Here is a 21028-nt window from a genome sequence, read left to right as displayed (position 1 = left end):
GGAACGCCACCCCAGAGATGTGACGTTCCGGCCCTTCGCGTGGCCGGGGCGAGTCAGCTGAGCACGCGCAGCTGGAACGGGTAGCGGTAGGGGCGGCCGCTGCTCGCGTTGAGCGCGCCACGGATGTGGCACCACAGGGCAACCACCGTGATGACGAACCACAGCGGGATCGCGACGACGATGCCGATGAACGTGATGGCGAACAGCCAGCCGACCCAGTAGAGCAACCACCAGGAGAGGTTGAAGTTGAACGCCCCGGCGGCGGCTTCACGCACGGCGGGTGACTTGTCCTTGTAGATGAACCACACGATGAGCGGGCCGAGCAGGCTGAGCGAACCGGCCGACACGACGGCCGCGACGAGTGCAGAAAGGTGGGCGACGACAGCGGCGCCCGTCTCGTCGGAGCTCAACTGGCGGGGCGTGACGCCCGCCTCGGTGGGCCGACCGTTGGGGTAGGCGTCGCCGTTGTGGCTCCACTGGGGGTCGGGGGTGGGGTAGGGCTGCTGGCTCATGGTGTCCTCACGACCTCGGCTGCGTAGGTGAACATCGTTCCAACCTCAAAGATGCCCTCCTCATTCCGTCGGCACCATCCTGGGTGACCCTGGTTCGTCCCTGAGGCTGGGGCTTAGGGCGTCACTGCTGCTCGGGGTCGGTGACGAAGTCGATGAGTTCCTCGACACGTCCGAGCAGTTCCGGCTGCAGGTCGGCGTAGGTGCGCACTGTGCCGAGGATCTGCTTCCAGCCGCGCGCGACGTCGGCCTGGCTCTGGTGCGGCCACCCCAGCTCGGCGAGGATGCCGTGCTTCCACGACTGACCCTTGGGGATCGTCGGCCACTTCGACCACCCGAGGCGCTCGGGGCGCACCGACTGCCACACGTCGACGTAGGGGTGACCGACGATGAGCACGTGATCGCGGGCCTGCGGAAGAGCCTGGGCCTCGGCGACGATGCGGGCCTCCTTCGTGCCGGGCACGAGGTGGTCGACGAGTATGCCGAGACGGCGCCCCTTCTCAGGGCGGAAGTCGCGGATGACGGCGGCGAGGTCGTCGACGCCCTCGAGGTACTCGACGACGACGCCCTCGATGCGCAGGTCGTCACCCCAGACCTTCTCGACAAGTTCGGCGTCGTGGCGACCCTCGACGAAGATGCGCGAACCGAGGGCCACGCGCGCCTTGGCGTTCGGGACGGCGACCGAACCCGACGCCGTGCGTCCGGCCTGCACCTTGCGCTCGGCGAGTGCGGCAGCGTCTGCGGGACGCGGGGGAGTGAGGATGACGGGTTCACCGTCGATGAGGAAGCCACCCCCGAGGGCGAAGCCGCGGGTCTTGCCGAAGCGATCCTCGAGGAAGACGACGTGGGTTCCACCCGACTTCTCGACGCGAACGACGGCACCCACGTAACCGCTCTGGGCGTCCTCGACGACGACATCCCGCTCGGCCGGAACCTCACGGGATCGGCCGCGCTTGGGCGCGCGCCAGTCACCGTAGAGGACGTCGGAGCCGTAGCGGTCGTTCATGGCAGTCAGGGTAGGCAAGCCCGACGCGGCACGGGCGGAGGCGCGCTGGACCGACGCAGAAGCGGCGACACCCACGGTCAGGACGAGCGGAGGAAGGTGAGCACCACCGCCACTCGACGGTGCTCGTCGCCGTCGGTGTGCAGATCGAGCTTGCTGAAGATGCGTTGCACGTGCTTCTCCACGGCGCCCTCCGTGACGACGAGGCGCTTCGCGATGCCTCGGTTCGTCAGTCCCTCGGCGATGTGTGAAAACACCTCGTGCTCCCGCGGCGTCAGGGTGTCGAGAACCGATTCCGCCGCGGGTCCTTGAGGGCCTCCCACACGCGCTTGATCGACCATCCGGTCTCCGCCGCCGTCGGGGCATCGGGGAGGGCACGGTCCAGAAGATGGCGCTGCATGGAGCGTTCGGCGTCCGTCATGACGTGAGCGACTCCGAGGCCGCCGAGGACGAGCGGAATGCCGACGAGCACGAACAGCATGCTCAGCCCGCCGGACATGAGGACGGCGAACGCGACGAAGCCCAGCAGGTGGATCCACCAGCCTGCGAACAGGTAGGCGCTGTCGCGCAGTGCCTGGCGTGGGGACCAGCGGAACTCGCGGTCCATCGCCGAGCCGGCGGCATTCGTGGGGACAGGGGCTGTGACGTCTGGAGTGCTCATCTCTTCGACGCTGTGGAGAGGCACGGGGGCACAACCATCCTGCCTGCAGGCTTCTTGACGGTGGGGAAAACCCGACATTCCGGCCCGCCGCGGACGCGACGCCCTGAGCGAACACGCCCGGAAAGATTTGGCACTCGATACCCGTGAGTGCCAACCTTGGGGAAGGTCAAAGGAGGTGTGAAGGCATGAGCAACGAGCGCCGTCTCGAAGTGTTGCGCGCGATCGTGCAGGACTATGTCTCCACGTCCGAGCCGGTCGGCTCCAAGGCCCTCCTCGAACGTCACCAGCTCGGTGTCTCGGCGGCCACGATCCGCAACGACATGGCGGCTCTCGAGGACGAGGGCCTCATCGCCGCGCCGCACACCTCCGCCGGGCGTGTTCCGACCGATGCCGGCTACCGCGTCTTCGTCGACCGCCTCTCTCAGGTGCGTCCGCTCACGCCGAGCCAGCGCCGCGCCATCCAGGCCTTCCTCGCGGAGAGCATCGACCTCGACGACATCGTCGAGCGCACCGCGCGTCTGCTCGCTTCGCTCACCCAGCAGGCCGCCGTCATGCAGTACCCGTCGCTGCGGCGCTCGCGGGTGCGTCACATCGAGTGCCTCGCGATGACGCCGACCCGCGCCATGCTCGTCGTCATCCTCGACTCGGGCCGCATTGAACAGCGCAACGTCGAGTTCGCCCACCCCGTGGCCGAGAGTGACGACTTCGTCGCACGGCTGCGCGAGCGACTCAACGCCGAGACCGACGGCCTTCTTCTCGCGGAGGCGGCCCGCGGCCTGTCGTTGCTGCGCGAAGCGTTCGAGCCCGAGCGGCGCGCTGACGTCGACGCCGTCGTCGAGACGATCACCGCCGTGTTCGGCGAGGAACGTGAGGAGCGTGTCGTGCTCGCCGGTACGGCCAACCTCGCGCGCGCCGGAACAGACGGGCTGCACGTGCAGCCGGTGCTCGACGCACTCGAGGAGCACGTCGTCATCCTGCGCCTCATGAGCAACCTCGCCGAGGATGCCGAAGCCCACGACCAGGTGACGGTCCGCATCGGCGCGGAGAATCCCCACGAGGGCCTGCACTCGACGTCGCTCGTCACCACCTCCTACGGCCCCGACGCCGTGGCGGCCCTCGGCGTGCTCGGACCCACCCGCATGGACTACCCCCAGACGATGGCGAACGTGCGGGCTGTGGCCCGCTACGTCTCACAGCTCATCGAGAGCTGACGCCCGCACACATCCCTTTCCACCCGCTGACGACAAGGACGTTCGTGAACGACTACTACGCCGAACTCGGCCTCTCCCGCGATGCCTCGAGCGAGGAGATCAAGCGCGCCTACCGCAAGATGGCGCGCAAGCTCCACCCGGACGTCAACCCGTCCGACGAGGCGGCGGATCAGTTCAAGCGCGTCGGTCAGGCCTACGCGGTGCTCGGCGACCCCGAGAAGAAGGCCTCCTACGACCAGGGAGTCGACCCGTACGCGCCCGGCGGCGGTGCGGGTGCCGGCTTCGGCGGCGCCGGTTTCAGCTTCAGCGACATCATGGACGCGTTCTTCACCGGCGGAGCAGCGGGCGCCTCGGGTGGCCCGCGCAGCCGCGTACAACACGGCCAGGACGCCCTGCTGCCGCTCGACATCGAGCTGTCCGACGCCGTCTTCGGCGGCGAGGTCGACCTGACGTTCGACACCGCCGTCGTCTGCACGACGTGCCACGGCGACGGTTCGCGCCCCGGCACCGGCAAGCACACGTGTGACGTGTGTGGTGGGGCAGGCCAGACCCAGCAGGTGCAGCGCAGCTTCCTCGGCCAGGTGCTCACCTCGCGTCCGTGCACGGCGTGCGACGGCTACGGCGACATCATCGACAGCCCCTGCTTCGAGTGCGACGGCAACGGCCGCAAGCGCGACACCCGCACCATCAGCATCAAGGTGCCCGCGGGCGTCGACACCGGCACGCGCATCCAGCTGCGCGGCGAGGGCGAGGTCGGCCACGGCGGCGGCCCCGCCGGCGACCTCTACGTCGAGGTGCGCGTCGCGAAGCACCCTATGTTCCAGCGTCAGGGTGACGACCTGCACTGCTCGCTCGAACTGCCGATGTCGGCCGCCGCACTCGGCGCGTCCCTTCCGCTCGAGACGCTCGACGGCCCGCGCGACATCGACATCCAGGCCGGTACCCAGCCGGGCGACGTCGTCACGCTCAAGGGCCTCGGCGTCACGCGCCTGCGTACTGAGAGCCGCGGCGACCTGCTCGTGCACGCCAACGTGCGCACGCCGAGCAAGCTGACGAGCGAGCAGGCCGACCTGCTGCGTCAGTTCGCGGCGTCGCGCGGCGAGGAAACGCCTGCTCCCAAGTTCCAGCCCGTCAACCAGGGCCTGCTCGGCAAGCTGCGTCAGGCCTGGAAGGGCTGACGTGACCGCACATCTGTACTTCGTCGCGCCGGGCACGCTGCGTGAGCAAATGCGGCCCGAGGAGCCGGTCGTGCTCGGCGGTGACGAGGGACGCCACGCGGTCACCGTGAAGCGCATGGCCGTGGGGGAGGAGATCCTCCTCGCCGACGGCGAAGGGCTCCTGGCCCACTGCGTCGTCGCGTCCACAGCCAAGTCGGAACTGACGGCGCTCGTGCAGACGGTGGAGCGCGAGGAGCGCCCGGCCGTCACGTTCACCCTCGTCCAGGCACTCGCCAAGGGCGACCGCGATCTCCAGGCGCTCGAAGCCGCCACCGAGCTCGGTGTCGACCGCGTCGTGCCCTGGAAGGCTGAGCGCTCGATCGTGCAGTGGAAGGGCGAGCGGGCCGCCAAGGCGCACCGTAAATGGGTGGCGCAGGCCGAGGCCGCCACGAAACAATCGCGTCAGGCCACGCCGCCCGTCGTTGACGAGCTCGCGGCGAAGCAGACCGTTGTCCGCCTCGTCGAGGAATCGGCCCTCACACTCGTCCTTCACGAGGACGCCGAGGTCGGACTGAGCGACGTGACGTTGCCCGACGCGGGCGATGTCGTGCTCGTCGTCGGCCCCGAGGGCGGCATCACGCCCGGCGAACTCGACGCGTTCGCCGCTGCGGGCGCCACGAGCGTCCGGATGGGACGCACGGTGCTGCGCTCGTCGTCGGCCGGCCCCGCGGCACTGGCCGCGCTCTTCGCGCGCTCGCGCTGGAGCTGACGCGCCCTAGACTGGAGGCACGATGACAGACGTTCCCGCCACCCAGGCCACCCCCGATTCGTCCAGCCAGACCCGTATCGTCGTCCCGCCGGACGTGTCGATGGTTCAGCTGCTCGGGCCCACCGACCAGCTCCTTCGCACGATCGAGCGCGCCTTCCCGCGCCTCTTCGTCTTCGCGCGGGGCAACGAGCTGACGATCGACGGCCCGGCCGAGGACGCGGCCATCGTCGAGACCCTCGTCGGTGAGTTGCTCACGATGATCGACGCGGGGCACGCGGTGAACCGCGACAACGTCGAGCGTTCCATCGCCATGCTGCGCAGCAAGAACGCGCAGCGCCCCGCCGACGTGCTCACGACGAACATCATCTCCAGCCGTGGCCGGACGATTCGTCCCAAGACGCTGGGCCAGAAGGAGTACGTCGACGCGATCGACAAGAACACGATCGTCTTCGGCATCGGCCCCGCCGGTACGGGCAAGACGTACCTCGCCATGGCAAAGGCCGTGGCGGCGCTGCAGAGCAAGCAGGTCAACCGCATCATCCTGACGCGCCCCGCCGTCGAGGCGGGCGAGCGACTCGGTTTCCTGCCGGGCACACTCAACGACAAGATCGACCCGTACCTGCGCCCCCTCTACGACGCGCTGCACGACATGATCGATCCCGACTCGATCCCCAAGCTCATGGCCGCCGGCACCATCGAGGTGGCGCCGCTCGCGTACATGCGTGGACGCACGCTCAACGACTCGTTCATCATTCTCGACGAGGCCCAGAACACGAGCAGCGAGCAGATGCGCATGTTCCTCACGCGACTCGGCTTCGGTTCGAAGATCGTCGTCACCGGTGACGTCACGCAGGTCGACCTTCCGGGTGGCACGACGTCCGGCCTGCGCGTCATCGAGGACGTGCTCACGGGTGTGGGCGACGTGCACTTCGCGCACCTGAGTAGCGGCGACGTCGTGCGTCACCGCCTCGTGTCCGACATCGTCGACGCCTACGGTCGCTACGACGCCGCTGCCGAGCGTCGTAAGGCGCAGGCCAAGAAGCGCCGCGAGGCACGTGCGAACGACGAGCAGGGAGAACGCGAGTGACGATCGACCTCGCCAACGAGACCGACGTCGCCGTCGATCTCGACGAGATTCACGACTGCGCCCGCTACGCGATGGACGCGATGTTCGTCCACCCCAACGTGGAGCTGTCGATCCGCATCCTCGACGAGGCGGCCATGGAGACCCTCCACGTGCAGTGGATGGATCTCGAGGGCCCCACCGACGTCATGAGCTTCCCCATGGACGAGCTGACACCCGGTCGTGAGGGCGCGCTGAGTGACGAGGGCATGCTCGGCGACATCGTTCTGTGCCCGACGGTGGCCGCCGCCCAGGCGTCCGCGGCAGGGCACGACACGATGGAGGAGTTGCTCCTTCTCACCGTTCACGGCGTGCTGCACCTGCTCGGCTACGACCACGCCGAGGCCGAGGAGCGCCTCGAGATGTTCGAACTGCAGCGCACGATCCTGCTCACCTACCTCGCGAGCCGTGGCCGCAGCGTCGAGGCGGGCACGATCCGCATCGCGCCGCCGAGCGGTCGCGAGTAGTCGGGGAGTGAAACGCACGTGACGATCGTGCTGATCGCCGCGCTCGTCAGCGTGGTGCTGGGCTTCGGGTTCGCCCTCGTGGAATCCGCCGTCAGCCGCATGACGCGCCTGCGCGTCGCGTCGCTCGCCGAGGACGGCCACGCCGCCGCGCCGGCGCTCGGAGCCGTCGTCGAACGACACAGCACCGCGCTCATGGTGCTCACCTTCATGCGCGTCGGTGCCGAGATGACGGCGGCCGTGCTCGTTACCGTCGCGGCCACCCGCATCTTCGACGACTTCTGGCCCGCGCTCATCACGGCGGTGGCCGTCATGGCGGTCGTCTCGTTCGTGCTCGTCGGCGTCTCGCCGCGCACGCTCGGCCACCAGCACGCCGACGCCGTGGCGCTCGCCGCGTCGCGTCCGCTGCTCGTTGCGCTCAAGGTCCTCTCGCCGTTGGCACGGATGCTCGTGGCCCTCGGCAACGCCGTCACCCCGGGCGAGGGCTACCGCGAAGGCCCGTTCGACTCCGAGGCCGAATTGCGCGAGTTCGTCGACCTGGCCGAGGATTCCGACCTCATCGAGGCCGACGAACGGCGCATGATCCACTCGGTCTTCGAACTCGGCGACACCATCGTGCGCGAGGTCATGGTGCCGCGCACCGACATGATCGTCATCGACGGCCACAAGAGCCTGCGCCAGGCGATGAACCTCTTCGTGCGTTCCGGCTTCTCCCGCGTGCCCGTCGTCGGCGAGAACACCGACGACATCGTCGGCCTGCTCTACTTCAAGGACGTCGTGCGTCGTCACCTCACGGGTGAGGCCGAGGAGATCCGCATCAGCGAGGTCATGCGCGACATGGCGTTCGTGCCCGAGTCGAAGCCGGTCGACGCCCTGCTCAAGGAGATGCAGCGCGACCGCGTCCATTTCGCCATCGTCGTCGACGAGTACGGCGGCACCGCGGGCCTCGTGACGATGGAGGACATCGTCGAGGAGATCGTCGGCGAGATTGACGACGAGTACGACCGCGTCACGCCTGGCGTCGAGGATCTCGGTGACGGACGCACCCGCGTGCCCGCGCGCATGTCCATCGACGACCTGGGCGAGCTGTTCGGCGTCACGATCGAAGAGGACGACATCGACACCGTGGGCGGCCTGCTCGCGAAGATCGACGGACGGATGCCACTGCCCGGCGCCACCGGTGAGATTGCGGGTCTGCGCCTCACGGCTGAGAAGATGGCCGGACGACGCCACCAGCTGGCCACCCTCGTGGTCGAGCGCGTCGGAGACGAAGATCCCGCCGAGCGCGGGGATGAACACGCCGCCAACAGCGGCGCGGAGGAGATGGTGTGATGAACACTGACGAGAGCACGTACCGGGCAGGGTTCGCCTGCCTCGTGGGCCGGCCCAACGCCGGCAAGTCGACGCTGACGAACGCCCTCGTGGGCGAGAAGGTCGCCATCACGTCGAGCAAGCCGCAGACGACGCGTCACACGATCCGCGGCATTCTCACGCAGGACGACGGGCAGATCGTCCTCGTCGACACCCCCGGGCTGCACAAGCCCCGCACGCTCCTCGGGGAGCGACTCAACGACGTCGTGCGCGAGACGCTGGTGGACGTCGACGTCATCGGTTTCTGCCTGCCCGCCGATCAGAAGGTCGGCCCGGGCGACCAGTACATCGCGAAGGACCTCGCCGAGCTGCAGCGCGTGCGCCGCAAGCCGGTCGTCGCCATCGTGACGAAGACCGACAAGGTCGATCGTGAACGCCTCGCCGAGCACCTCATCGAGGTCGACCGACTGGGGGAGTGGGCGGAGATCGTGCCGTGCTCCGCCGTCTCCGGGCGCCAGGTCGAGGACGTCGCGAAGGTGCTCACGAGCTACCTGCCGCCGTCGCCGAAGCTGTACCCGGACGACGTGCTCACCGACGAGCCGCAGATCGTTATGATCGCCGAACTCATCCGCGAGGCCGCGCTCGAGGGTGTGCGCGACGAACTGCCGCACTCGCTCGCCGTCGTCGTCGAGGAGATGGTGCCGCGCGAGGGGCGCCCCGAGGACAAGCCGCTCATGGACGTGCGCGTCAACGTGTTCGTCGAGCGCTCGAGCCAGAAGGCGATCATCATCGGGCGCGGTGGTTCGCGGCTGCGCGAGGTGGGCACGACGGCGCGTGAGGGCATCGAGAAGCTCCTCGGCCAGAAGGTCTACCTCGACCTGCACGTCAAGGTCGCGAAGGACTGGCAGCGCGACCCCAAGCAGCTGGGCAAGCTGGGATTCAATTTCTGAGGGTGTGAACGACACGATGGCTGGCAACATGAAGGATCACGAGGCGTGGGCCGAATTCGGTGACACGCTGCGTCTGCCGATCGATCCGGCGACGGACTACGTCGGCGGAATCCCGTGGGAGGCAGCAGGCTTCAAGCCGGACCTGCCGCTCGTCGACATCGGCCCGGGATCGGGCCTGACGACGCTGGCCCTCGCCGAGCAGTTCCCCGACTCCGAGCTCATCGCCGTCGAGCCCGACGCCTGGATGCGCTCGATGCTCATGATGCGCGTGGCCGAACGCCCCGAACTGCGTGAGCGCACGACCGTCGTGCCGAACTCCATCCTCGACGCGTGGATGCCCGAGCAGATCGGCGGCGCGCTGCTGTTCAACGTCATCTACTTCCTCGGCGGACGGGCCCGTCAGGCGTTCTGGGACCGCATGGCCCAGGTGCTGCCGGAGGGCGCCCCGATCCTCATGAGCCGCGCGTACGGCGTCGTCGAGACCGGTGAGGAGATGGTGAAGTCGGCCAGCGCCACGATGGGCCGCAACACCTACGAGCGCTGGCGTCAGACGGTGCCGGTCAAGGACGGGCGCGTCGAGATCACGAACACCTACCGCACCGTGCGTGACGGCGAGATCGTGCGCGAGGTGACGACGCGCATCGCGCCGTTTTCGCTCGACGAGGAACTCGTCGTCTCCGAGGTGCCGATCGGCAAGTACTCCATCGAGGAGATCGACGAGAAGTACCTCGTCATTCGGCGCGCGAGCGACATCCGGCGCTGAGGGCGCGCTCAAGGGTGATGCTCACAGGCGAGCAATGCGTGGCGACGTCCGCGTGCTGGGACGCTCGTCTCGAACGGTGGTGCTGTGCGCCGCGTCACGCCTACGGTGAGGGCGTGCGCTTTTCGCAGGGAGTGAGCCTCCTTCTTCGATGCCGCGGTGGGGCCAGTTAGTCGGCCATCCTCACCGCGGAGTTGAATGGTGCTCGGCCGGCACCCGCAACGAAACGCAGTGAGGCGAAAACCCAAATGCACGCACAGCAGCCGACGACCATGCCGATCGGCAAGTACGTCCCCTTCCACGAGCAAATCAAGGTCGACCTGCCCGATCGCACGTGGCCCGACAAGGTCATCGACAAGGCCCCGCGCTGGTGCGCGGTCGACCTGCGTGACGGCAACCAGGCGCTCATCGATCCGATGAACTCCGAGCGCAAGATGCGCATGTTCAAGCTGCTCGTCGACATGGGCTACAAGGACATCGAGGTCGGTTTCCCCTCGGCGTCCGACACCGACTTCAACTTCGTGCGTGAACTCATCGACGGCGGGCACATCCCGGACGACGTGACGATCCAGGTGCTGACGCAGTGCCGCGACCACCTCATCGAGAAGACGTTCGACGCCATCAAGGGTGCTCCGCAGGCGATCGTGCACTTCTACAACTCGACGTCGGTGCTGCAGCGCCGGGTCGTGTTCAACCTCGACCAGGACGGCATCGTCGACATCGCGCTGCAGGGCGCGCGCCTGTGCAAGAAGCTCGAGGAGACGATCCCCGAGACGAAGGTGTACTACGAGTACTCGCCGGAGTCCTACACGGGCACCGAGCTGGAGTTCGCGGCGCGCATCTGCAACGAGGTCATCGACGTCATCGACCCGACGCCGGACCACAAGATGATCATCAACCTGCCGGCGACGGTGGAGATGGCGACGCCGAACGTCTACGCCGACTCGATCGAGTGGATGTCGCGCAACCTCAACCGCCGCGAATCGGTCATCCTGTCGCTGCACCCGCACAACGACCGGGGCGAGGGCGTCGCGGCGGCCGAGCTGGGTTACATGGCCGGCGCCGACCGCATCGAGGGCTGCCTGTTCGGCAACGGTGAGCGCACCGGCAACGTGTGCCTCGTGACGCTGGGCCTCAACCTCTTCGGCCAGGGCGTCGATCCCCAGATCGACTTCTCCGACATCCAGACGATCCGGTCGACGGTCGAGTACTGCAACCAGATGCCGGTGCCCGAGCGCCACCCCTACGGCGGTGACCTCGTCTTCACGGCTTTCTCCGGCTCGCACCAGGACGCCATCAAGAAGGGCTTCGACGACATGGATCGTCAGTCCAAGGAGACAGGCAAGCCGATCAACGAGCTCGTCTGGGGCGTGCCGTACCTGCCGGTCGACCCGCACGACGTGGGCCGCTCGTACGAGGCGGTCGTGCGCGTCAACAGCCAGTCGGGCAAGGGCGGCGTCGCGTACCTGCTCAAGAGCGAGCACAACCTCGACCTGCCGCGTCGTCTGCAGATCGAGTTCGCGGGCGTCGTCCAGAAGTGGACGGACTCCGCGGGTGGCGAGGTGACGCCGCAATGGCTGTGGGAGACGTTCTCCGACGAGTACCTGCCGGGTACGGGCACGGGTGACTCCGCGTGGGGCCGCTTCTCGCCGGTCGGTCACTCGCTCGAGTCGACGGACGACGGCCAGGACCACATCGTCGCGCGCCTCACGGACGCGGGGGAGCCGCTCACGATCACGGGTACCGGTAACGGCCCGATCGACGCGTTCTTCGACGCGCTAAGCAGCATCGACGTCGACGTGCGCCTGCTCGACTACTCGGAGCACACGTTGAGCTCGGGCGAGGCGTCGCGCGCTGCGGCGTACGTCGAGGTGGCCATCGGCGACCGCGTGCTGTGGGGCGTCGGCATCCACGAGTCGACGGTCAAGGCCTCGCTCATGGCGATCCTGTCGGCGGTCAACCGCGCGGAGCGTGACGCTGCGAAGGTGAACGCCTGAGCGGTCGTGTGATCGCGCAAGTGCGCATCAGCGCACGATTGACGGCATAATCATGTGGGCGGGTGGAACCCAGTAACCGGGGAAGGTACTGGGCTCCACCCGCTTCGTCATGTCTGTCGGCGGCCCGTCGTGTGTCGCAGGAGACCGGCGCTGGGCGGGGGAGCCTGCCGTGAGGCCGGGGGCCGGTTCGAGATCAGGGACGACGTTCGCGCGTCTGCAGTTCGGTGGCAACACGCAGGAGTTCGCGCAGGGCGTCGAGGTAGTCGTTGAGGGCGTCCCAGGGGTAGTCCTCGCCGGTGACGGCCAGGTTGGGGGCGTCCTCGTCGTCACGATCGGCGCTCCAGGCGCCGCGGTAGTACGCGTCGAACTCGCTGAAGCGGGCGTCCATCGTGCGCAGCCCGCTCGTGAACCGGGCGATGCGCGCGGTGTCGTGCTCGACGGCGTCGAGGGTGCTCTGATCGCGACCAGTCTTCAGAGGCTCACTCGCTGAACTGTTCGTTGCGTCGGTGCTCACGCGTCACGCTCCTGGGTGTGCAGGTCGGCGGCGGTGCGCACGAGGTGACGCAGCGCATTGCTGCGGGCCGTCGCGATGTCCCACGGGTAGTCGTCGCTGATGACGGGCATCGAGACCGCGCCCGGGTCGTCCGGGTTCTCGCTCCACGTCTCGTGGTGGGCGGCGTCGACGGCGTCGAAGCGCTCGCCCATGGCGGGCAGGTCGCGCGTGAGCGCGCGGATGGCCTCGGTGTCGGCGATGACGGCGTCCATGAGCTCCTGGCCCCGGATCAGTCTCTGTGCAGCGTCCATGCGTGGACTCTATGCGGCGACGCTGGACGTTCGCCCAGCACGAGTGGCTTCAGCGGACGTTGTACGGCCTGAACTGGATGCTGATGCGCGGGCCGACGGGCTTGGTCGTCTTCGGCACCGCGTGTTCCCAGGTCCTCTGGCAGCTGCCGCCCATGACGAGCAGGTCGCCGTGCCCGATCTGGAAGCGCAGGCTGTTGCCGCCTCCGACGGGACGCAGCGCAAGGGTGCGCGGTGAGCCGATCGAGACGATGGCGATCATCGTGTCCTGCGTGCTCGAGCGGCCCTCCTTGTCGCCGTGCCACGCGACAGAGTCTCGGCCGTCGCGGTACAGGCACATTCCTGCCGTGGTGAAGGGCTCCCCGAGTTCCGGGAAGTAGTGCCGACTCAGGGCGTCCTGCGCTTCGCGCATCACCGGGTCGGGCCACGTCTCGTCGCTGCGGTAGAAGCGCAGGAGGCGTGGCGTCTCCACTTCCTTCTCCCACATGACGCGACGTTCACCCTGCCAGTCGACTCCGGCGCTACCGCCGAGATTGAGGCGCGTGAACAGTTCGTCAGCGCCGGTGATGAAGCCCGGGCGCAGATCGACCCACGCACCACGCGACAACTCGGTGCGACGTACGGCGCCGGCGAGCGGGCGGACGCCGACCTCGTCGACCTGGTCGAGCAGTGAACCCTGTAAACCTCCGAACATGCGTTCGATTATGGCATGGGAGAGCTGCGACGGAGGTCAGCTGGTGAGGTTTGCTGCGGATGGTGACGTTGCAACGTCACCAACCGCAGCAAACCTCACCAGCTGGAGCACTGAACGCCGAGCGTCTTCAACACGTCCGAGCGTCCCTGGATCAATCCCGAGCAAGCTCCCGACGAAGCCTCCGCCGATCACCTGCGCGAGGTTGTGGGGCGCTGCCCGTCCGGGGCCCTGCACATCGAGGAGCACTGAGCGCGCACCTGGTGGCCGCTAGGTGGTGGGGGGGGGGGGGGGGGGGGGGGGGGGGGGCGCCGCCCCCCCCCCCCCCCCCCCCCCCCCCCCCCCCCCCCCCCCCCCCCCCCCCCCCCCCCCCCCCCCCCCCCCCCCCCCCCCCCCCCCCCCCCCCCCCCCCCCCCCCCCCCCCCACACTCTCCTCGGGGGGGGGGGGGGGCCTTTTTTAATATCCGCCCGGGGCCCCCCCCCCCCGCGGGGGCCCCCCCCCGCGTCGCTCGTTGGGGCGCGCATGGCCCGACGGGGCCGATCCGGATTGGCCGCCCGACATCTCTTGCGCCTCAACCCTTCCCCCGTCACCGAAGATCCGTAGCCTTCAGGTATGGGGAGAACGACACGCAGCATCATCATGTCCACGGCCGTCCTCGCACTGACGGTCGCCTGCACTTCGGGCGACGGCGCGGATACCGCTCGCTCCGGTGACGGCACGAACACATCATCGGAGACGAACACCTCGGCGTCATCGTCGAGCGCGGGCCTGACGCACGGCGAGGTCGTCCACGTCGGCGGCTCGGGCGACATCCTCGTCCACACGCCGGTGCGTGATCGAGCCAAGGCCAACGCGGGCGGCTCAGGGTACGACTTCGACCCGATGTTCGCCGCCGTGAAGAAGCCGATCAGCGAGCTCGACCTCGCGCTCTGTCACATGGAAACGCCGCTCTCGACCGACAACACCAACCTGTCCGTCCCGGCCACGCTGTCGTTCAACGTGCCGCACGAGGTCGCGGGTTCGCTCAAGCGCGCCGGGTTCGACGGGTGCGACCGCGTCGGCAACCACGTCGTCGACCGCGGCCTCGCCGGCGTCGCGTCGACGAAGAAGGTTCTCGACGACGCGGGGCTGAAGAACCAGGGGCCCTCGCCCCATACGACGGACACCCAGAAGCCGGTGATCCACGACGTCAAGGGCCTCAAGGTGGCTCATCTCGCGTACTCGTACACGACGGGCAACGAGGCAGCGTCCAACACGAACGTGCCGCCGGACATGCCCTGGTTCAAGTACTGGCAGTTCCCGATCGTCAAGGCCGAAGGCATCCGCGCAGACGCCCGCAAGGCAAAGGCGGCAGGCGCGGACGCCGTCGTGCTGAGCATGCACTGGGGGCCGGAGTACAGCTCCGAGGCGAGCCCTGAGCAGCGGGAGCTGGCGAAGAAGCTCCTCGACTCCCCCGATGTCGACCTCATCCTCGGCACGCATGTTCACGTCGCCCAACCCTGCGAGAAGATCAACGGCAAGTACGTCGTCTACGGCATGGGCAACTTCATCAGCAACCAGAGCCACGACCAGAACCCGGACCTCAAGCCCGCGACCCAGGACGGCATGATCGTCGACGTCGCCTTCAGCCGCGGCTCGGACGGCAGGCTCGCGCAGAAGCTCACCTACCAGCCCACGCACGTCCACCTCGGCGACTACGAGATCCAGCTCGCCACGCCGACGCAGAACGCCGAGGCGTACAAGCGCGTCACGTCGACGATGTCGGCCCTGCCGAGCTGTGACGCGAAGCCCGCGAGCTGAGCCGGCAGGTCACCGGGGCCAGATCCTTACCCACGCTATGGAATGCACCGACGGCGAGCACCCGCTCGCCTTACATTGAGCGGGTGAGCAGCGCCGACCACCGCGAACCCGAGATCACCGCGAGACACTCGCGGCTGGCGATCACCGGTGTCGGCGTGCTCGGGACGCTCGGCGTCGCTCTCGTCTCGATCAACCTGCGCCCCGGGGCCGCCTCCGTCGGACCGGTCCTCGAGGAGGTGCGTGACGACGTCGGGCTCAGCGCCACCGTCGCGGGGCTCATGACGGCTCTGCCCTGCCTGTGCTTCGGCCTCGTCGGCGCGCTCGCCGTCACGCTGGCCAAGCGCATCGGCGTGACGGCGGGTGTCGCTGCGGGCCTCGTCGCCATCACGACCGGCCTCCTTCTGCGTTCCCTCACGGGCAACGGCGTCGGTTTCCTCCTGTTGTCGACGCTCGCGCTCGCCGGCATGGCCCTCGGCAACATCCTCGCGCCGGCCTGGATCAAGCGGCATTCGAGCGACGGCGGCACCCGCGGCATGACGATCTACAGCACCGGCCTGGCGATCGGCGGCTCGCTCGGCTCGCTTTTCGCCGCGCCCGTCGCCCAGAGCGCGCCCGGCGGGTGGCGAGGATCCCTGGCGCTGTGGGGCCTCGTCGCGGGCATCGCCGTCATCCCCTGGCTGGCCCTGACCGGGCGCGAGCGACGAACGTTCGCCCATCACACCGTGCCGCCGGCGGCGCCCCCGGTCCGCCTGCGAGCCTCGCGCACCGCCGTCTTGATGTGCGTGTACTTCGGGATGCAGTCGATGAATGCCTACGTCCAGTTCGGGTGGCTTCCGCAGGTGTGGCGTGACGCCGGCCTGTCGAACGTCGAAGCGGGATCCTGGCTCGCGCTCATCGCCTCGCTCGGCATTTTCGGCGGGCTCATCATGCCCAGCGTCGTCAACCGACGTGGACTCATGACGGTGATGGTGCTCGTTCTCGGCGCGCTCCTGTTGGGCGGCTACTTCGGGCTGCTCCTCGCACCGGCCAGCACCCCGTGGCTGTGGGCGCTCATGCTCGGCATCTCCGGGTGGAGCTTCCCCGGTGCCATCGCCATGATCACCGCACGCACCCGCAATCCGCGCATCACCGCCCAGGTGAGCGGCTTCGTCCAGCCCATCGGGTACGTCATCGCCGGCGTCGGGCCCGTGGCTGTGGGAATCGTGCACGAACTCGTCGGCGGATGGACCCTCGTCCTGCTGCTCCTCATGGGGACCGGCGTCATCATGACCGCCGCCGGACTGGTGCTCGCCCGTTCGGGATACGTCGACGACGAGCTCGCCTGAGTCTCTGCGGCCGACGTGGGTCCACGCCGATGGCGGGTCAGGCGCCCGTGCGTCGCCGCCTGCTCGGGACGCCCGCACGCAGGTGGGCGTAGGCGTCATCGGCGAGGACGACGGCATGCGTGCGACGCCGCGAGCGCCACATCATCGCGAGGCCGAAGGCCCAGACGAGATACTGCACGCTCATCGCTGCGCGGAAGGAGCCCGCGTCGTAGGTAGCCGGGCCGCCCGGGGCGACGTGGTCGAGCACGACCCCGATGAGCAGGATGCACGTCACGGAGGCGACGTATCCCCCGACGTTGACGATGCCGTTGGCACTGCCGAGGCGGGTGGGCGCGTTGAAGGAGCGGGCCATGTCGAAGCCGACCATGGAGCCCGGCCCGCCGAGCGACACGGCGATGCACAGCAGGACGAGCAGCCACAGCGGCGCCCGCCCGGGCCACGCGAGCACGACGCTCCACAGCGCGATGATGACGCCGATGAGCGTCATGACGACGACCGAGCGACGGTGTGGCATCCGCGCCGTGTACATGCCCAGCACCGGACTCGCCACGATGATCGTCACGACCATGAGGGACCGCAATGTGCTCGCCGTCGCCTCGGACAGGCCCTGACCCTTCGTGAGGAACGGGAAACCCCACAGGAGGACGAACACGTTCATCGCGAACTGTGCGGTGAAGTGGGTCCACAGGCCCAGGCGTGTGCCCGGCTCGCGCCAGACCTCGCCGAGCACCCGGGCAACCGCCCGCAGCCTGACGGTGTCGCGCCGTTTGTCGAGGTTCGGGCTGTCGACGACGACGAACCACATGACGAGGCCGAGCACGAGACCCAGGGCAGCGGCGATGAGGTAGGTCGTCTCCCACCCCAGCGCGTGGAGCGCCGCGGCGAGCGGACCCGCCGCGAGCAACGCACCGATCTGGCCGGCGAAACCGGTGATCTGGGTGACGAGCGGCGCTCGCATCGGCGGGAACCACAGCGCGGCGATGCGCAGGACGCAGACGAAGATCATCGCGTCGCCCATGCCGACGAGGACGCGGGCGCCCAACCCTGCCGCGAAGGTGTGAGCGAAGGCGAACCAGGCCTGCCCGGCCGTCATCGTCAGGGCACCGGCGGCCAGGAGGATGCGTGAGCCGTACTGGTCGAGCGCGGCCCCGACGGGCACCTGCATCGCCGCGTAGACGAGCAGTTGGACCATGGCGAAGGTCGCGAGCTGCGAGGAGCTGATGCCGAACCGCTCGGCCGCCATGATGCCCGCCACCCCGAGCGATGTGCGGTGGAAGACAGCGAGCACATAGACGGCGACCGCCGCTCCCCAGATCGCCCACGCGCGTCGGCCGCCGAGCGGTGCGAGGAGGCGGGGTTCGGGGGCGGGTGCGGGCGTGCTCGTCATGACGCCTCTACTTTAGTTCGCCTTCCGATATTCTCGCGTCAGTGTCTCAGCGCACCCGATGCGCCCGCACGCGGTGGATCGGGTGGAACGAGGCCACCCCGCGTGTGCCCGGTTCGGCATATGCCCGACGACCGATGGGATGACGATGGCCTCCGAGCGCAGCAACGCGCCCTCCTCGACCTCCGGGGCGGCCGCCGTCGAGACGCCGAAGCAGCGTCGCGCCGCACTCGTGGCGGTGACGGCCCTGCCGATCGTCGTCGTCATCGCAGGCGCGTGGGGCTACACCCAGCCCGGCCTTTTCACGCCGCACGCCACATGGGTGCCGTACCTGCTCGGCGTCGTGATGTTCACGATGGGTCTCACGCTCACACCACACGACTTCGCCGCCGTCATGCGCCGCCCCTGGGCCGTGCTCATCGGGCTGGTGGCCCACTACGTCATCATGCCGGGAGCCGGGTGGGTCATCGCGCACGCGCTCGCGCTCTCACCGGAGCTGGCCGTGGGTCTCATCCTCGTCGGATGTGCGCCGAGCGGCACGGCGTCGAACGTCATGACGTTCCTGTCGAAGGGCGACGTCGCGCTCGGTGTGTCGGTGGCTACCGTCTCGACACTTGTGGCACCCGTCGTCACGCCTGCACTGACGGCGCTGCTCGCCGGGTCGTACCTCCACGTCGACGCAGGCTCGATGATGGTGGACATCGTCAAGACGGTGCTCGTGCCGATCGTGCTCGGCGTCGTCGTCCGTCTCGTCATCAAGGACGCCGGCGTACGCGCCATCGCTCCGGCCCTGCCGTGGGTGAGCGCCGTCGTCATCGCCTGGATCGTCGCGATCGTCGTTGCAGGAAGCGCCGGCAAGCTCGCCTCCGTCGGCGGCATCGTGTTCCTCGCGGTCGTGTTGCACAACGGCTTCGGGCTCGGCCTGGGCTACCTCGCAGCGCGCTTCGCGGGCCTCGACGCGAAGGCCCGCCGCGCGCTCGCCTTCGAGGTGGGCATGCAGAACTCCGGCCTTGCCGCGACGCTGGCGAAGGTGCACTTCTCCCCGCTCGCCGCGCTGCCGTCGGCCGTGTTCTCCGTGTGGCACAACGTCTCGGGCGCCGTGCTCGCCGCGTGGTTCGCGCGCCGGCCGGTGCGCGACTGAGCACCCCGACCGTGATGTGAGTCGTGACTCGTTCTGTGAGCTGCGCTGGTCACCGGACGGACCGGAGCTCACACACCGGGCCATGGCCGACGTGATTCACCTCATGTGTACTCGTCCGTAACCCATACCGGCTTTGGCAAGGTGCCGAGCATGAGCGAGAACGTTGCCACCACCCGCTATCGCCAGGCCCGGGACGAGCTGCTGGCCCTTCGCGGCAAGCACGACGAAGCCGTCGCCTCGTTCACGTGGCCCGACCTGGGTGAGCGCTTCAACTGGGCGCACGACTGGTTCGACGTCATCGCGCGCGGCAACGACGCGAAGGCGCTCGTCATCGTCGAGGAGGACGGCTCCTCGCAGGAGGCGACGTTCGACGAGATGGCGCGCCGCTCCGATGCCATCGGGACGTGGCTCGCCGAACGAGGCGTACGCCGGGGCGACCCCGTCGTCGTCATGCTCGCCAACCAGGTCGAGCTGTGGGACGTCATGCTCGCCGCGATGAAGCTGGGCGCCATCATCATGCCGACAACGACGGCCGTCGGGCCGAGCGATCTCGTCGACCGCATCGAGCGCGGCGGCGTCAAGCACGTCATCGCGAACGCTGCGGACACCGGCAAGTTCTCCTCCGTGCCCGGCACGTACACGCGCATCTCCGTCGGCGAGAGCGACGGCTGGCAGGACATGCGCGCCGCCTACGCGAACGTCGAGGGCGCCACCCCGCTCGAGCACCCGGGCACCGCGCCGAGCGACCCGCTGCTCTACTACTTCACGTCCGGCACGACGAGCCGGCCGAAGCTCGTCGAGCACACGCAGTCGTCGTACCCGCTGGGTCACCTGTCGACGATGTACTGGCTCGGTCTCGAACCGGGCGACGTGCACCTCAACATCTCCAGTCCGGGGTGGGCCAAGCACGCGTGGTCGTGCTTCTTCGCGCCGTGGATCGCGGAGGCGACGATCTTCGTCTACAACTACACGCGCTTCTCCCCCGGCGCCCTGCTGGAGCAGCTGCGCAGCCGCGAGGTGACGACGTTCTGCGCGCCTCCCACGGTGTGGCGCATGCTCATCAACGCCGACCTCTCGGGCGGCAAGGGATCGCTGCGCGAACTCATCGGCGCGGGCGAGCCGCTCAACCCGGAGGTCATCTCCCGCGTCGAGAAGGCGTGGGGTCTCACGATCCGCGACGGCTACGGCCAGACCGAGATGACGGCGTCCGTCGGCAACACCCCCGGCTCCACGGTGAAGCCGGGGTCCATGGGCCGGGCGCTGCCGGGCATCCCGGTCGTCATCGTCGACCCGATGACGGGTGAGCGCGTCGAGGGCGCCGGCGAGGGCGAGATCTGCCTCGACCTGTCCGACCGGCCGCTCTCGCTCATGACCGGCTACCTCGGCGACGAGAAGCGCAACGCCGAGGCATTGGAGGGCGGTTTTTATCACACGGGTGACGTGGCGACGATCGACGACGAGGGCTACATCAGCTACGTCGGGCGCACCGACGACGTGTTCAAGGCGAGCGACTACAAGATCAGCCCGTTCGAGTTGGAGTCGGTGCTCATCGAACACCCGGCCGTGGCCGAGGCAGCCATCGCGCCGGCCCCCGACGCCGTCCGCCTCGCCGTACCGAAGGCTTACCTCGTCCTCGTCGACGGGCAGGAGGGTGACGAGGCGACGGCGGAGAGCATCTTCGCGTTCGCCCGCGAGCGCCTGGCGCCGTGGCAACGCGTGCGTCGCCTCGAGTTCGCCGAACTGCCGAAGACGATCTCGGGCAAGATCCGACGCGTCGAACTACGCGGCCGCGAGAACGAGCTGGCCGACGCCCACGAGCGGCCCGAGGGCGAGTTCCGCGACGAGGACTTCCCCAGCCTGCGCGGCTGACGGCGCTGCGGCGACCCTTCCCCCGGGCCACGGATGACGGCTCGGGGAAGGGTCGCTTTATGCCCGGCGCCGACTGAGGTGCCAACGCGCCACATGACGAG

Annotated in this window: 21 protein-coding genes and 1 pseudogene; 14 read left to right on the top strand and 8 right to left on the bottom strand. The window is 68.8% G+C overall.

All coding sequences use genetic code 11. The features are described 5' to 3' along the window. Positions 1–53: 53 nt before the first annotated feature. The 4 genes from K9D12_RS05530 to K9D12_RS05515 form a co-directional block, all read right to left on the bottom strand. On the bottom strand, positions 54–512 hold the full coding sequence (locus K9D12_RS05530; protein ID WP_118912656.1) for a DUF4870 domain-containing protein: 459 nt from the start codon (positions 510–512) through the stop codon (positions 54–56). A gap of 121 nt (positions 513–633) precedes the next feature. Then, a complete protein-coding gene (locus tag K9D12_RS05525; protein WP_118912655.1) occupies positions 634–1515 on the bottom strand; it encodes a DUF3097 domain-containing protein in 882 nt (293 codons plus the stop codon). 77 nt (positions 1516–1592) lie between these two features. Beyond that, the gene (locus K9D12_RS05520; RefSeq protein ID WP_241510842.1) at positions 1593–1769 is read right to left on the bottom strand and encodes a LuxR C-terminal-related transcriptional regulator; all 177 of its coding nucleotides are present in this window, start codon (positions 1767–1769) and stop codon (positions 1593–1595) included. Between the two features lie 17 nt (positions 1770–1786). Next, complete coding sequence (locus K9D12_RS05515) at positions 1787–2173, bottom strand: sensor domain-containing protein (RefSeq protein WP_182434646.1); 387 nt, start codon at positions 2171–2173, stop codon at positions 1787–1789. 185 nt (positions 2174–2358) lie between these two features. On the opposite strand from K9D12_RS05515, the gene hrcA reads away from it, so the two are divergent. The 9 genes from hrcA (at position 2359) to leuA (ending at position 11915) form a co-directional block, all read left to right on the top strand. Then, positions 2359–3384, top strand: coding sequence for a heat-inducible transcriptional repressor HrcA (hrcA, locus tag K9D12_RS05510; protein WP_118912652.1), 1026 nt, complete (start codon positions 2359–2361; stop codon positions 3382–3384). Positions 3385–3428: 44 nt separating this feature from the next. Continuing rightward, positions 3429–4562, top strand: coding sequence for a molecular chaperone DnaJ (gene dnaJ / locus K9D12_RS05505; protein ID WP_047312059.1), 1134 nt, complete (start codon positions 3429–3431; stop codon positions 4560–4562). A gap of 1 nt (position 4563) precedes the next feature. Next, a complete protein-coding gene (locus K9D12_RS05500) occupies positions 4564–5310 on the top strand; it encodes a 16S rRNA (uracil(1498)-N(3))-methyltransferase (protein WP_193643150.1) in 747 nt (248 codons plus the stop codon). A 22-nt stretch (positions 5311–5332) separates the two neighbouring features. Then, positions 5333–6397 (top strand): PhoH family protein, encoded by a 1065-nt coding sequence (locus tag K9D12_RS05495; RefSeq protein WP_193643151.1) that lies wholly within the window; start codon positions 5333–5335, stop codon positions 6395–6397. Next, the gene (gene ybeY / locus K9D12_RS05490) at positions 6394–6900 is read left to right on the top strand and encodes an rRNA maturation RNase YbeY (protein ID WP_223059677.1); all 507 of its coding nucleotides are present in this window, start codon (positions 6394–6396) and stop codon (positions 6898–6900) included. The genes K9D12_RS05495 and ybeY overlap by 4 nt, the downstream gene beginning before the upstream one ends. Before the next feature lie 18 nt (positions 6901–6918). After that, positions 6919–8229: a hemolysin family protein gene (locus K9D12_RS05485; protein ID WP_187034705.1), complete on the top strand. Its 1311-nt coding sequence runs from the start codon at positions 6919–6921 to the stop codon at positions 8227–8229. Then, positions 8229–9158 carry a GTPase Era gene (gene era / locus K9D12_RS05480; protein ID WP_223059676.1) on the top strand — a complete coding sequence of 310 codons (930 nt, stop codon included), beginning with the start codon at positions 8229–8231 and terminating at the stop codon, positions 9156–9158. The genes K9D12_RS05485 and era overlap by 1 nt, the downstream gene beginning before the upstream one ends. A 16-nt stretch (positions 9159–9174) precedes the next feature. After that, positions 9175–9921 carry a class I SAM-dependent methyltransferase gene (locus tag K9D12_RS05475; protein ID WP_225910957.1) on the top strand — a complete coding sequence of 249 codons (747 nt, stop codon included), beginning with the start codon at positions 9175–9177 and terminating at the stop codon, positions 9919–9921. Positions 9922–10166: 245 nt separating this feature from the next. Further along, the gene (gene leuA / locus K9D12_RS05470) at positions 10167–11915 is read left to right on the top strand and encodes a 2-isopropylmalate synthase (protein WP_129665344.1); all 1749 of its coding nucleotides are present in this window, start codon (positions 10167–10169) and stop codon (positions 11913–11915) included. 193 nt (positions 11916–12108) lie between these two features. On the opposite strand, the gene K9D12_RS05465 is transcribed toward leuA, so the two are convergent. Genes K9D12_RS05465 through K9D12_RS05455 form a run of 3 tightly spaced genes read right to left on the bottom strand, consistent with a single transcriptional unit; the run spans position 12109 to position 13410 of the window. Further along, on the bottom strand, positions 12109–12429 hold the full coding sequence (locus tag K9D12_RS05465; protein ID WP_129665346.1) for a hypothetical protein: 321 nt from the start codon (positions 12427–12429) through the stop codon (positions 12109–12111). Continuing rightward, positions 12426–12719 (bottom strand): hypothetical protein, encoded by a 294-nt coding sequence (locus K9D12_RS05460; RefSeq protein ID WP_129665347.1) that lies wholly within the window; start codon positions 12717–12719, stop codon positions 12426–12428. Before K9D12_RS05460 ends, K9D12_RS05465 begins: the two co-directional genes overlap by 4 nt. A gap of 49 nt (positions 12720–12768) precedes the next feature. After that, on the bottom strand, positions 12769–13410 hold the full coding sequence (locus K9D12_RS05455) for an alpha-ketoglutarate-dependent dioxygenase AlkB (protein ID WP_129665349.1): 642 nt from the start codon (positions 13408–13410) through the stop codon (positions 12769–12771). Between the two features lie 129 nt (positions 13411–13539). Between K9D12_RS05455 and K9D12_RS15240 the strand changes: the two are divergent. The 3 genes and pseudogenes from K9D12_RS15240 to K9D12_RS05440 all read left to right on the top strand — a co-directional run. Further along, positions 13540–13659 (top strand): annotated as a pseudogene (locus K9D12_RS15240) ((4Fe-4S)-binding protein); the annotation flags it as partial. A gap of 361 nt (positions 13660–14020) precedes the next feature. Continuing rightward, positions 14021–15208, top strand: coding sequence for a CapA family protein (locus K9D12_RS05445; protein ID WP_223059675.1), 1188 nt, complete (start codon positions 14021–14023; stop codon positions 15206–15208). 83 nt (positions 15209–15291) lie between these two features. After that, positions 15292–16533, top strand: a complete 1242-nt coding sequence (locus tag K9D12_RS05440; protein WP_370633460.1) for an MFS transporter — start codon at positions 15292–15294, stop codon at positions 16531–16533. Positions 16534–16570: 37 nt separating this feature from the next. Here K9D12_RS05440 and K9D12_RS05435 read toward each other — a convergent pair whose 3' ends face one another. After that, positions 16571–17920 (bottom strand): nitrate/nitrite transporter, encoded by a 1350-nt coding sequence (locus tag K9D12_RS05435; RefSeq protein WP_223059674.1) that lies wholly within the window; start codon positions 17918–17920, stop codon positions 16571–16573. Between the two features lie 139 nt (positions 17921–18059). Between K9D12_RS05435 and K9D12_RS05430 the strand changes: the two genes are divergently transcribed. After that, positions 18060–19058, top strand: a complete 999-nt coding sequence (locus tag K9D12_RS05430) for a bile acid:sodium symporter family protein (RefSeq protein ID WP_156170380.1) — start codon at positions 18060–18062, stop codon at positions 19056–19058. A 150-nt stretch (positions 19059–19208) separates the two neighbouring features. Then, positions 19209–20927, top strand: a complete 1719-nt coding sequence (locus tag K9D12_RS05425) for an AMP-binding protein (protein WP_223059673.1) — start codon at positions 19209–19211, stop codon at positions 20925–20927. The last annotated feature ends 101 nt before the right edge of the window (positions 20928–21028 follow it).

Source organism: Dermacoccus sp. Tok2021 (assembly GCF_019895135.1).
Lineage (GTDB): Bacteria > Actinomycetota > Actinomycetes > Actinomycetales > Dermatophilaceae > Dermacoccus > Dermacoccus abyssi.
Note: the sequence above shows the minus strand (reverse complement) of the source record. Positions and strands in the feature narration are given on the sequence as shown.